Origin of the sequence: Brenneria alni, assembly GCF_003666245.1 — a bacterium.
Lineage (GTDB): Bacteria > Pseudomonadota > Gammaproteobacteria > Enterobacterales > Enterobacteriaceae > Brenneria > Brenneria alni.
In genome coordinates, this window is record NZ_MJLZ01000001.1 from 250,961 (window position 1) to 264,493 (window position 13,533).

8 protein-coding genes and 1 tRNA gene are annotated in these 13,533 nt (G+C 57.9%); 3 read left to right on the forward strand and 6 right to left on the reverse strand.

All coding sequences use genetic code 11. The annotated features are described in order from the left end of the window. Positions 1–31 precede the first annotated feature (31 nt). Together BIY29_RS01070 and BIY29_RS01075 are read right to left on the reverse strand one after the other, a co-directional pair. Positions 32–107, reverse strand: a tRNA-Gly gene (locus BIY29_RS01070). A 311-nt stretch (positions 108–418) separates the two neighbouring features. Continuing rightward, the gene (locus BIY29_RS01075; protein WP_121572943.1) at positions 419–1,336 is read right to left on the reverse strand and encodes a LysR family transcriptional regulator; all 918 of its coding nucleotides are present in this window, start codon (positions 1,334–1,336) and stop codon (positions 419–421) included. Between the two features lie 156 nt (positions 1,337–1,492). Between BIY29_RS01075 and speB the strand changes: the two genes are divergently transcribed. The 3 genes from speB (at position 1,493) to BIY29_RS01090 (ending at position 4,977) form a co-directional block, all read left to right on the forward strand. Beyond that, on the forward strand, positions 1,493–2,458 hold the full coding sequence (speB, locus tag BIY29_RS01080; protein ID WP_121572945.1) for an agmatinase: 966 nt from the start codon (positions 1,493–1,495) through the stop codon (positions 2,456–2,458). 102 nt (positions 2,459–2,560) lie between these two features. Continuing rightward, entirely contained in the window at positions 2,561–3,394 is an 834-nt protein-coding gene (locus BIY29_RS01085; RefSeq protein ID WP_121572947.1) for a transporter substrate-binding domain-containing protein, read from the forward strand. A gap of 47 nt (positions 3,395–3,441) precedes the next feature. After that, complete coding sequence (locus BIY29_RS01090) at positions 3,442–4,977, forward strand: amino acid ABC transporter permease/ATP-binding protein (protein WP_121572950.1); 1,536 nt, start codon at positions 3,442–3,444, stop codon at positions 4,975–4,977. Positions 4,978–5,007: 30 nt separating this feature from the next. Here the strand turns inward: BIY29_RS01090 and BIY29_RS01095 are convergent, their stop codons facing one another. From BIY29_RS01095 to BIY29_RS01110, 4 genes are all read right to left on the reverse strand, one after another. Continuing rightward, positions 5,008–6,201: an HlyD family type I secretion periplasmic adaptor subunit gene (locus BIY29_RS01095; protein WP_121572952.1), complete on the reverse strand. Its 1,194-nt coding sequence runs from the start codon at positions 6,199–6,201 to the stop codon at positions 5,008–5,010. Continuing rightward, the gene (locus BIY29_RS01100; protein WP_121572954.1) at positions 6,191–8,374 is read right to left on the reverse strand and encodes a type I secretion system permease/ATPase; all 2,184 of its coding nucleotides are present in this window, start codon (positions 8,372–8,374) and stop codon (positions 6,191–6,193) included. Before BIY29_RS01100 ends, BIY29_RS01095 begins: the two co-directional genes overlap by 11 nt. Further along, positions 8,371–9,801 carry a TolC family outer membrane protein gene (locus BIY29_RS01105; RefSeq protein ID WP_121572956.1) on the reverse strand — a complete coding sequence of 477 codons (1,431 nt, stop codon included), beginning with the start codon at positions 9,799–9,801 and terminating at the stop codon, positions 8,371–8,373. The genes BIY29_RS01100 and BIY29_RS01105 overlap by 4 nt, the downstream gene beginning before the upstream one ends. 82 nt (positions 9,802–9,883) lie before the next feature. Then, a partial coding sequence (locus tag BIY29_RS01110) for a BapA/Bap/LapF family large adhesin (RefSeq protein ID WP_121572958.1) occupies positions 9,884–13,533 on the reverse strand: 3,650 nt, incomplete at its 5' end.

Here is a 13,533-nt window from a genome sequence, read left to right on the forward strand (position 1 = left end):
CAGATTTTGGTGGACATCTACAGAACAAGAATGGAGCGGGAAACGAGACTCGAACTCGCGACCCCGACCTTGGCAAGGTCGTGCTCTACCAACTGAGCTATTCCCGCATATAATCAGGCTTAATTATCTCTCAGTTCCGCTGGAAAACACATTGGCCGAACTCTGAGCGATATTTGCCGTTAAAATTTATAACTAGATGAATTTTATAAAAATTTAACTATAAATTCATACAACGGCCAGCATTATGACCCAACCAACGGGCACTGGCAAGACCTTTTCAGCGGAAAATCGACCGCGCCCATAATGCTTCCCCCCTGCCGGAAACCGATCAGGTTATCCAAAACAAGCGGCCTCTATCTATGCCCTGTGCCGCTGAAAGCGATGGTCATCAATGCCCAGCTACGCCAACGGTAAGGATTTAAGGGAGCATAAGCCGGTTCCTGCTTGCTTTGGAGGCCGAACGCAGCAGGTCGCGGATGGCGCGAATCAACACCTCTTTACTGCGCCCGCGGCGAAAGATCAGCGAAAACGGCGCCTGGTAGCCATAGTCGGTGGGCAGCAGGGCGCGCAAGCGCCGATTTTGCACCCAGGGCAGCGCATAATGTTCCGGCAGATAGCCGATATATTTCCCCGACAGAATCAGCAGCAGTTGTGCCTCCATGCTTTCCACAGTGGCGGTACTCTGTTTGAAGCCACGTTTGCCCAGCTCCAATGAATTCCAGTAACTGCGGGTCACCATGCGCATCTGTGCCACATGCGCCACCTTAGGGTGCTGGATGCCGAACAGCTCGTGCTGATCGCTACAGTACAACCAGTGTTGCTCGCGATACAGCGGATGGGCAATCACGCTGTTGCCTTGCAGTGGAAAGGCGCCCACCGCCACGTCCAGCTCGTTATCCAGAATGCTTTGCAGCAACGCGTGCGGGCTTTTGATTTGCAGATTGATATGTACCAGCGGAAAGCGGTCGCTGAAACGACCGATAGCATCGGCGATGGACAAAATAGGATCGGTGACGGTGGCGTCGAGAACCCCCAGACGCAATATGCCGCTTTGTTCCCCCTTGAGCGAGGCCGTGTAACGATCGAAATTTTCCAGATCGCTCAACAGATTCAGGCTCTGCTGCAAAAATGCTTCGCCCTTAGGTGTCAACTCAAAGCCGCCACGGCCACGCTGGCACAACACGAACCCCAGTTTTTCCTCCAGTTCGCTCATGTAGTTGCTGATGGCGGATGCAGTCAGGTTCAATTCCTGCTGGGCGCGGGCGTAGCCCTGATGTTTAGCTACGACGGTGAAAATATACAGCAATCGCAGGTTCGGCAGTTTTCCAATGGACATCGCTTTTTTTCCGCAATGGGGGAAAGTTAGTTTTCAATTTGCTGAACTGATTTTTTGTATTTTGCTATTTTTTCACGCCCATAGTCTATCGCACTATTTTCCGACCAACCGGAGTCAGCGACTGCCCGGTCATAATTTAAGCGGGAAATATTTGCTATGGAAAAACAATATCATCAGCCCCAGAGCGGCAACGAAATGCCGCGCTTTGCCGGACGGGCCACCATGATGCGGTTGCCCTATTGTGATGGTCCGCAAGGTCTGGATGCGGCTTTCGTGGGTATTCCGCTGGACGTGGGTGCCTCCCAACGTGCGGGCACCCGCTACGGGCCGCGGCATATTCGTAGTGAATCCGTGATGATCCGTCCCTATAACATGGGCACTGGCGCCGCGCCGTTCGACTCCCTGCAAGTGGGCGATTTGGGGGATGTGCCCATCAACACCTACAGTCTGCTCAAATCGGTGGATATCATTGAGGATTATTACACCAGGCTTAACGACTGGCCGCTGATCCCGCTGACGCTGGGCGGCGATCACACTCTGACGCTGCCCATTCTGCGTGCGCTGGTGAAAAAACACGGCCCGATGGGTCTTATCCATGTGGATGCCCATACCGATATTAATGACGAAATGTTCGGTGAAAAAATTGCCCACGGCACCACCTTCCGCCGGGCGGTGGAAGAGGGACTACTGGATTGCCGCCGAGTGGTGCAGATTGGCCCGCGGGCGCAGGGTTATACCAGCGAAGATTTCCAGTGGGGCGTCGATCAAGGCTTTTGGTTGATCCCCGCCGAGCAGTGCTGGCACCGCAGTCTGACGCCATTGATGGCGGAGGTTCGTGCGCAGATGGGGGACGGCCCGGTATACCTGTCCTATGATATCGACAGTCTCGATCCGGCCTGGGCGCCTGGCACCGGCACGCCGGAAGTGGGCGGGCTGACCTCCGTTCAGGGACTGGAGATCGTGCGCGGCTGCCGCGGTCTTAATCTGGTGGGCGGCGATCTGGTGGAAGTCTCGCCCCCGTATGATATCAGCGGGATGACCGCCCAGATGGGGGCCAACCTGCTGTATGAAATGCTGTGCGTCTTACCGGGCGTCCGCTACCGCTCGGAGATGCGGTCATGAGTAACTCACCAGCCTGACCGACGCCACCATGATGTTCGCATTACTTTGTCAGCTTGCCGACGTCCGTCATCGGCAGTCCTCTTGTGTCACAGGAGTTACACCATGAAGCTATCCATTACGCTACGCCGACTCGGTTCCGCCACTTTGTTCGCCCTGGCGCTGGGGAGCGTCGCAACCACGCGGTCTCACGCCGCCGACACCGTTCCAACGCTCACATCTGGCGTGTTCAAGGTCGGCGTCGAAGTTGCCTATCCCCCGTTTGAATCCTGGAAAGACGGCAAGGTGGTCGGCTTCGACGCCGAACTTGCCGCGCTGCTCAACAAGCATCTGGGAACGCGATTGGCTCTGGCCGACACCCAATTCCCCGGTCTGATTCTCGGACTAAATGCCGCCAGGCATGACGCGGTGATTTCCGCTTTGTATGTCACCGCCGAGCGCACCGCCCAGGCGGACGCCATTCCTTACGCCGACACCGGCGCCTATATTCTGGTGCGCCGCGACAGCAAGGTGATGCCAAAAACCGAAAAAGATCTGTGCGGCGTGACGGTGGGTCTGCAACAGGGCTCCGCCTGGGTGAAGCAACTGCGTGACCTTTCCACCGACTATTGTGAGGCGGGCAGTAAACCGCCGATCGCCGTCAAAGAGTATCCCACCGCGTCAGAGACGCTACAGGGGTTGCTGGCGGGTCACATTCAGGCGCAGGTGGACATGGCCGGCGCGGCGCGCATGTTCACCGAGCGTAGCCGGGAACGGATAGTGATCAGCTCACCGGAGATCATCTATCCGCAAACGCTTGGTATTTATGTGAAAAAAGGCAACCAGGCGCTATTGGAAGCCCTAAAAACCGCGTTGCAGACCATTCGGGATAATGGTGAATACGCCGCGCTGCTGTTCCGGTATCAGCCGTACGGTATCACCGACACCGCCGCCCGTTAAGGCGGGCAAGGCATCACTTTTTACCGGCAAGGAGTTCGGGTAACGCTATGATCTTCGACTGGGCCTATTTTTTCTCATTGTTTTCCATGCGCTCGTTCTGGCAGGCGAGCGTGACAGTAGTAGAACTGAGCGTGCTCTCCTGGCTGATTAGTCTGGCGCTGGGCTTTATCATGGCCAGCGTCCGCCAATCCGGCCCCGTCTGGCTGCGGGGCGTCAGTCAGATATATATCTGGCTGTTTCGTAGCGTACCGCTATTGGTACTGGTGGTGTTTGTTTACAACCTGCCACAGATGTTGCCGGCTACCGGCAGTGTGCTTGGCAACGCATTTTTCGCCGGGTTGATCGCCACCGTGCTGGCGGAAACCGCCTATATGGCGGAGATCCACCGCGGCGGCCTGATCTCGGTGGCGAAAGGCCAGCATGAGGCCGGGCACGCGCTGGGAATACGCTTCCTGGGGGTGCAACGTCTGGTCGTGATCCCCCAGGCGTTGCGCATCTCCCTGCCATCATTGATCAATGAGTTCATTACTATCGTCAAACAAACTTCATTGGTGTCGGTGATCTCCCTGCCGGAGCTACTGATGACCGGGCAGCGGCTCTACGCGGAAAACTTCCTGGTAATGGAGACGCTGGCGGCGGTGGCGGTGTACTACGTATTGATTGTGTCGGTGTTCAACATGCTGTTCCAACAGTTGGAACATCGGGTGAATGTGCAGGCTCGCACCCCCGGTACGCTGACGGGAACGGCGCTGGCTACACTACGTCAGGCGGCGCAGCCGCCGTTATTGCGCCAGCCGGTAACACGCCCCGGCGGACCCAGCGCGTTATTGATAAGAAATATCCATAAAGCCTACGGTCATCACCAGGTATTAAAAGGAATCAGCCTGACAGTCGCCCCCGGCGAGGTCATCAGTATCATCGGCCCTTCCGGCTCCGGTAAAACTTCACTGATTCGAACCATTAATGGATTGGAAACCCTCGATCAGGGTGAAATCATCCTGTTCGGCGAAGCATTTATCGTGGCGGGTAGTCCACGGGAAACTGAATCCATGCGGCGCGGCATCCGTCGCGTCGGCATGGTGTTCCAGAGCTTCAACCTGTTTCCCCACTACACCATTCTGCAAAATGTGATGCTGGCGCCGCGCTACCACCACCAGCCAACGGATGATAAGACACGACGCGCCCAGGCGCTTTACCTGCTGGATAAAGTGGGTCTGGTGGCACATGCCGGGAAATATCCTCATCAACTGTCCGGTGGCCAGCAACAACGCGTCGCTATCGCCCGCGCACTGGCGCTGTCGCCGGACATCATGTTGTTCGATGAACCCACCTCCGCGCTGGATCCGGAACGGGTGGGAGATGTGCTGAAAGTGATTGCCTCGCTGGCGCGGGAAGGCATGACCATGCTGATTGTTACCCATGAAATGGATTTTGCGCTGGCCATTTCCGACCGGGTGCTGCTGATGGAACAGGGTAACATTCAGGCGGATGCCTCTCCGACGGCGATCCGTACTGACGATACGGATCCGGCGCTACAGCGTATCCGGCAGTTTATGGGCGTCATTCCTGCCGCCGTGGCATAAGCTGCGGCCGGATGTGCGGCATCAAAACATTTAGCGCTCGCGCAGCGCCTCTTTCGTGCGGTTAAACGGTTTGATTAAATAATCCATCACCGTTTTCTCACCGGTTTTGATATCCACTGTGGCAATCATCCCTGGCACAATGGAAAAACGGCGACCAGCTTTGTTTTGCAGATAATCCTGGCTGGTGCGAATAAATACCCGGTAATAGAAGATCTCCGGTTTGACCTCATCTTGAATCGTGTCCGGCGAAATGGTTTCCACTATGCCGTCCAGCCCGCCGTAAATGGCGTAATCGTAAGCGGTGATTTTCACCAGCGCTTGTTGGTCGGGATGAATAAAGGCGATATCCCGTGGCGACAGACGCGCTTCAACCAGCAGACGGTCATCCACCGGGACAATTTCCATCAGTTGACCATTAGGGGCGATTACCCCGCCAATGGTGGTCACCTGGATATTTTTCACAATACCGCGCACCGGCGAACGTACCGTCAGCCGCGTAACGGAGTCCGATCGCCCTTTAATCACCTCCGAGAGCATATTCACTTCCGCGTTGGCTTTGGCCAGTTCCTGGCGCGCCTGTACATAATATTGCGAACGCAGGTCGGTCAATTTCAGGTTGAGATCCGCTTTCTGGCGTCGCAGGCGCAGCGCTTCAACGTGGCTCGCCGCCCCGGTTTTCACTAACCGCTCGGTTATCGTCAATTCGCTCTCAACCAATACCAGCGCCTCTTTTAATCGTGATTCGGCGTCCGCAAGTTGTGCACGGCGGCTTTTATGCAGCCGTGTTTCCGCGGCGATCAGTTCCGGCCAATCGTTTAACGACGCGGGGAAGGTTAGCGTCTCGTCATTGACCTCCGCGTTCAGCCGAGCGCTGGCGGCCAGCGAGGCCCGGTAGCGGGCGGCGCTCTCACCCACATTGGATTCGGAGCGGGTCGGATCCAGTCGCGCCACCACCTGCCCGGCTTCCACCAGATCCCCCTCGCGAACGCTCAACTCCGCCAGTACCCCGCCATCCAGAGACTGCAAGGTCTGTTCGCGTGAGCTGGGGATCACTTTCCCAGTGCCGGTAGACACTTCATCCAGCAAGCCAAACCATGCCCAGACCCCCGCCGCCAGCAGCAACAGCGCGGAAACAACAATGATCCGCGCCGCGCCGACGTACTGGCTTTCACGGCCATCTTCGTTTGCCAGGTCATCGTTTATGTCAGGTAGATTAATTTTCATTATTGAGATCCTGGCGTGCGTTGTGATGCCGCCCCGTGTTCAGCGCCTGTTCTTTCGGCGCATCCATCACCAGTTGCCCTTCTTTCAGTACAATGACGCGCTTCACCAGCTCCAGCACTGCAACGCGATGGGTCGCCACCACCAGCGTGCGCCCCGCCAGCCAGCCGGAGAGGCGTTGAATAAACTCCCGTTCGGTGTGCTCATCCAGAGAAGCCGTCGGCTCATCCAGCAGCACAATATTTGGATCACGCAGCAACATCCGCGCCAGCAGGATCGACTGCCGCTGGCCGCCGGAAAGCCCGGCCCCCCCCTCCATCACCGGGTGATCCAGCCCCAGCGCCAGTTTTTTCACAAAACGATCCGCGCCACACACTTCCAGCGCGGCAAAGATCTCCGCATCACTGGCGCGGGGCGATCCCAGCGTCAGATTCTCACGCAGGGTGCCGAAAAACAGCCGGGCGTTTTGTGTTACCAGGCCAATGTTGCGCCGCACATCCGCCATATCGATATGCGCCAGACTCAGGTTATCGAGCCATAACTCACCTTCCACCAACTCCATACCACCGGCCAGCGCCTGGAGCAGCGTGGACTTGCCGGCGCCATTACGACCCAGAATCGCCACCCGCTCACCGGGGCGGATCTCCAGTTTCGCGATTTTTAGCGCGATCGCGCTATCTTCACTGTGGTAACGGAACGCCGCGTTACTGAACTGGTAGTGACCATACAACACATCACAATTTACTTTGCTTTCATCATGGCTATTCTCCACCGGCAACTGCATGACGCTGTCCAGCCCTTCTTTTGCGGCTTTGACCTGCTGCCAGCGCGCCAGCACGCCACACAGTGTGGTCATCGGCGCAATCATGCGTGACGACAATAAGGAAGCGGCGACAATCGCCCCGGTGGTCATCTCGCCTTCGATCACCAACGGCGCGCCAATCATCACCACCAGCGCGTACACCAGTCCTTGAACGCTCACGCCCCAGCTAATCAGCCACTGGGTGAGTTTGCGGATCCGCACCCCGGATTCAGCGCTAATGCTGATGTAGCTGTTCCACTGTTGCTGAAAACGGTTTTCCGCCTGCATCAGCTTGATGTCTTCCAGCCCTTGCACACTTTCCACCAGCACCGCGTTACGCAGCGTGATTTCCTGGGCGGACTGCCGCGCCAGTTGCGCCAGTTTCTTTTGCAGCAGCAGGCCGGGCAGGATCATCAGCAGCGCCGCCACGGGCGCGATCCACGCCAGCGGCGGCGCGATAATCAGCAACACCAACAGAAACAGCAGAAAGAACGGCAGATCCACCACTGCGGAAACCGTGGTGGAGGTGACCATTTCGCGGATCTGCTCCAGTTCCCGGAGCTGGGAAATAAAGCTCCCGGTGGATCGCGGAATGGCGCTGTTACGCAAGCGCAACGCATGGCCGAACACGCGGTCGGAAATACGGATATCCGCACGTTTGCCAAGAATATCCATTATGTGCCCGCGCCCCAGCCGTAGCAGAAAAGAGAAGATCACCGCAATCAGCACGCCAATCGCCAGGACATACAGTGTCGGGTATGATTGCGCCGGGATCACGCGATCATAAACCTGCATGGAAAACAGGATCCCGGCCAGCGACAAAACGTTGACGATCAACGAGGCCACCATCACATAACTGTAGGGATTGAGATCCCGCAGCACCAGTTTCCACAGCCAGTCCGGGCGGTAATTTTCCAGATAGTGGCCGGCACGGCTGTCTTTCACCGCCGACGCTGGCCGCAGCGCCACCACATGGCGGATCTCCGGCAAAAGCCGGCTCAGGGAGAGCTGACTAAGCTGGTTGCCGTCCGCCATAAAACAGAGGCTCACGGTGTCCTGACCATCAAACTGTTCGATGACGCCCACCTGCCCATCCACCAGTTGTATCGCCAACGGCAGGCGCCAGGCGGCGATATCCTGATGCTCTTGCAGGATGCGGGCCGTCATCCCGGCCTGACGCGCCAGATTTTGTAGGGCCTGGGAGAACGTAAGCCCTTCCAGCCATTGCGCGCTGGCCTGGAGTGCGCCCGGCGAAAAGGCCAGCCGGTAATGGCTGGCCACAGCGTTTATGGCGGAGGCCCAGCGCGACAATAACCGTGCGTCGCCCTCGTTTTCCGGCGCCGCAGGATCTTTTATACCGGTTAACTGACTCATGGCTGGATCTCCACGGTCTGGATGGTGCGATTATTCAGAGTGAACGCACTACGCATCTTGCCGGTGCTATACAGACAATCGAGCTGTAACTGATGAAGCTGGATCAGCGTTTGCTGTTCGGTAAAGCGTGCCTGAAACACCTCCTGCTCGGCATTCAGCACATCCAGCAGTGTCCGGGTGCCCAGATCCAGATATTGTTGTTGATAGAGCACACGGGTTTTCTCGCCCAGTTCCTGTTGCCGCGCCTGAATTTGCAGAGTACGCGCCAGACTTCGGGCTTCATTTTGCGATTCGGTCAATTGTTGGCGCGCATCCAGCCGTGCAGTCTGCACTGCGGCGTTGGCGGCTTCCAGCGAGTGTGCCGCCGCATTACGGCTGGCGGTCAGCCCGCCTCCTTGATATAGGGGCATTTCAACTTTCACCCAGGCGGCATATTGCGTGCGATCCAGTGTCTCGCTGTTGGCGTAACGGTCATTCAGGTAGTGGCTGACTTCCGGCTGTAATGAAATGGTAGGAAGCATCCGGGCGCTGGCTTCTGCCAGTTGCGCCTGCGCTTTATTGGCCCGGGCATAAGCCGCTAATACCGCCGGGATCAGCCGGTCATCCGGCTCGCTACCCTCGCAAGCTTGTCGCAAGCTGTTCGGGAAATCGTCGTTGACGCCCTGAATGCGTTCCCAACCCAGCCTGGAAGCAAGCGTCGCCCGCCAGCGATCGAGATTGGCCTGGTACTGTAACAGCGTTGAACGTGCGCCTTCGATACGCGCCTCGGACTGCACCACATCCGACAGTGAACTGGCGCCTTCATCATTGCGCTGACGCGCCAGTTGGCTAATCTTATTCAGGGCCGCCAGTTGATCTCTGGCTATCTTCACCAAATTCTGGTAGCCCTGCACCCGGACTATCGCCGATGCGGTATCATGCGCCACGGTATCAATGCTCACCAGCACATTGGCCTGCTCCTGCGCCACACCGGCGTTGGCGGCGCGCACCTGACTATCCACCTTACCGAAGTCATACAACATCTGGGAAATCGACAACACCAGCGACGGGCTATAGCCGCTGTTGCTGTATGTATTTGTAATACCATTATTAATGCCGCCGCTCACCTGCGGGTAATATTGCGACCGCGCGACGTTGACCGCTTCCGACTGTTCGAACAGCCGCCCGACAGCTTCACGAATATCCGGGTGCCAGGAAACCGCACGCGCCACCGCGAGATTAATATCAAGGTTTTCAGGCGCTTTGGAAGCGACCGGCGGGGCGACCGGGCCGGAAAGCGAAGGCAGTTGCTGCCGGGCGACGATCTGCCCGGTGCTGATAACGCCTGGCAAGGGTTCTGTCTGCGCCGCGCTGACGCAGTGGTAAACGCCCCCGGACAAAACGAATAAATACGCCAGCTTCAACATGTATTTGCGACGGAGATCCATAGTGTTCCATAATAAAATCAACCAATTGAATAAAAATCACCACTGACGCAGCAACACTGCGTCAGTGATTTTTGGTTATGTATCAGGCTGTAATGGCATTGCTTTCCAGCAGTTCATCCAACGTAACTTGTACCTCCTGCAACGTGACCAGTTCCGTGGAGCTGAACGTCGTTCCCTGGCCGTCACGGTCAATGGAGATCACCGTGTTGCCGCCAACGGTTTCCACTGAAAGCCAGTCGCTGGCATTGCTGGTCGCGTCGTCCCAGCCTTGCAGTAACTGGCTGACATTAATCTGGTCGCCATCCATCAACGAGAAGTCCGTCCAGGTGTCGCTGCCATTGCCTCCTGTGGCGTCCGCCGTATCCAACAGGCTGAAAATCAACGTGTCGCCGCCGACATCAAGCGTGAAGGTGTCGTCGTAGACCGAACTGGTGGCAATATCGCTGTGGATGGTGCCATTCACTTGCAGCGCCAGGTCGATGGTCAACGTGGCGCTGACGATTTCCCCATCAGCAGCAGTCAGGGTGTAATTGAAGGTCTCCTTCTGGGTGATATCGGTGAGCGCCATATCGCTGTCCAGGGTATAGCTGTACTCGCCGTCAATATTGAGCGTCAGCACGCCATATTTGCCCTGTACCGTCGCCGCCGAGTCGCTGGTGACGTAAGGGTCCAGCGTGATGATATTGCCGTTGATATCGGTAATGGAGAGCGTGGTTTCCACGGAAACAAGTTGGTCGGCAGCACTCTCTTCCGAACCGCTGCCGTCGAAGATATTCCCTTCCACGGCGGCGGTTTCGGTCTGGAAGTCATCCAGCAGTATGCTGGTCCCGGCCACCGATGCGCTGATCGTGATACTCCCCGCGGACAGTGCACCCATAGAGCCGGTAAACTCCAGAGTGTAGTCGCCAGCCGCCAGCTCCAGCCCCGCCAGCGAGGCGGTCGCGCTGCCACCGAGCAACGTGCCGCTGGATACCGTGCCGGACGCCAGTTGTGTTCCGTCGCTATTCAGCAATGCCCAACTGATACTTAGCCCACCCAGACTAAGAGACGAAGACACCGTAAAGGTGATGATGGCGTCTTTCACCGCCGTGTTCTCCGTCACCGTGATCGTACCGCTGGCATTCCCCGAAGTAGAGCTTAACAGCGCCGCACTCCAGGTGACGGAACCCGCATCGCTGTCGCTGTAGCTTGTCTCTTCCTGCACCGCCGTCGCGGCCAGCGTGACGCTATCGTCCACTGCCGTCAGCGGGCTGGAGACCAGGTTGATATTCAGGGTGCCGCTATCGGACTCGCCATCCGGCGCCGTCACCGTATACACGAAACTGTCCGGCGCGGTAATGCTGTCCGCCCCTACTCCAGCATTCAGCGTGTAGGTGTAGTTGCCCTGCGCGTCAATGGTCAATACGCCATATTCGCCGGTGATACTGGTCGTGCCGTCGGTGGCCACCGCCACGCCGTTCACCATGCTGATCACCGACTCCGCAGGCGCGGTGTCATCTTCCATCACGTTGCCGGACGTGCTGGCGCTGACCGTTTCCACGGTATAAACATGGTCTTCCAGAATATTCAGGGTGTAAGCCGTCAGTGCGGAAATACCATAAGCGGTATCCAGCAGGAACAGGTACTGACCGCCTGCCAGCGTCAGAGTCAATTCGTCAGAAGAAGCGCTGAGAGCCACAACGGTCAGCCAGTCTTCCACCACACGGTATTGGTCGTACTGCTGGGTGGCGTCATTAAATTTGTAGACATAGAGATCAAACCCGGACAGTACCGACACGCCGGTGACTGACGACTGGAGCGTCATTGTGCGGGTTGTCCCCTCTTCCACATCAAAAATGATCGGGTCAGCGAGGTCGTCCAATACCCCCACATCCAGCACACTGCCCAGGCCAACATTCAGCACGGTAAACCCGTTTTGCGACGACGTGCCGTTATCAATCGCATCCACCGTGGTTTCAAAGGTAATGGAAGCCGAATCATCCACGGCAATCACATTGCCGGGCGCATTGATTTCCGCTCCCAGCGACACCAACAGGTCAGCGGTGGCCGTTGCGCCATTCGCGGTTACCGTGTAAGTGAAGCTATCAGTGTGGCCCAGCACCGCCGTGGAAGTATCAGTGAGCGTGTAGGTATAGCTACCGTCCAGATTGATGGTCAGCGTGCCATATTCTCCCTGGATGGTGGCGCCATCCGACGTTACGGAAACCACATCCCCCGCGCTGTTGGTTACCTGCGTCACGATCGTACCGTCCGGCGCGAGATCCGTACCGTGGGCCGGATCGTCATCAGTAATAACGTTTCCGCTATAGCTGGTTTCCCCGCTTACCACGCCAGCGGCGGTCTGGGTAACCGTCGCGGCCACACTGATGTAAGAGCCAACCGCCAGCAACGTGGTGTTATAAGCCAGCACGCGGTACGTACCTTCAGCCATGTCTTCCAGATTCAGCGTGACGCCGTTATTGCCAATCGTCAGCAGGCTGGCCCACTGTGTGTTCGAGGTATCGATCACGGTGCTCCAGGATTCGGTGTCAGCGCTATATTGCTGCACCATGATCCCCATGCTGTTAAGCAGCGACAACACGCCGCCAGTGGCATTGGCATCCAGCACCACATCCGCCGTAGCGCCGTTGTCAATCGTGAAGGTGACCTGCGCGCTATCATCCCCCAGCAACGAAGCAATATTGCCCAGCGCTCCCACGACCAACAGGCCCCAGTCACTGTACGATTCGGTTGTTACTGCCGCATCGGTAGTTAAATCCAGCAACACATCATTGTCATTCGCCGCCAGTTCCAACACCGGCGCGGTAACCGTGGTGGCCGTCGAGACATTCCCCGCTGCATCAGTGGCCGTAACAGACACCGATTCTCCGTTGGCCTGCACGCTCGGGAAGGTGTAACTGTAGTTGCCATCCGCATCCGCCTGTACGGTGGCGACCGTGCCATCCGCCAGGGTGATGGTAACGGTACTGTTACCTTCAGCCACCCCGCTGATACTGCCGCCATCGTCGCTAATAATAGCGGTTGGCGCATCCGGCGCGGTGGTGTCCGGGGCGGTCGTCGTAACAGGTGCGGAAGCATTCCCCGCCGTATCGCTGGCGACCGCGCTCACTGCCTCGCCGTTGGTCAACGCCGGTGATAACGGCACGCTGAAGCTGCCGTCCTCTCCCACCGTTACGCTGCCCAATTCATTGCCGGCGGCATCGGTGATCGTCACCGTACTGCCCGCTTCGGCAGTGCCGCTGACCGAGGCGCCGTCTTCCGCCACCAGCAAATTGGCGGGTGAAGGCGGTGCGGTAGTGTCCGGGGCAGTGGCGGTGGCGGGTACGGAGATATTCCCCGCCGCATCGGTAGCCGTCACTGTCACCGTTTCACCGTTGGTCAGCGCCACCGGCAGATTAACGCTGTACACGCCAAACGTATCCGCCGTAGCGCTCAGGGTGGAACTGTCCGGCAATGTGACCGTCACCGTACTGCCCGGCTCCGCCGTACCGCTTACCGTCAGCCCGTCGGCGCTGACCGCCGCCTCCGGCGCGTCCGGCGCGGTGGTGTCCGGGGCGCTGAGATCCGGGGCAGTCGCCGTGACCGGCGCGGAGGTATTGCCCGCCCCGTCCGTGGCGGTCACCGTCAGTTGCTCCCCGGCGGTTAACGCGTCCGCCAGGGTGAGGCTCCAGGTGCCGTCTTCCGCCGCCGTCGTGGTCTGCGTACTGTTGTCCGGCAGCGTGACCGTAAGGG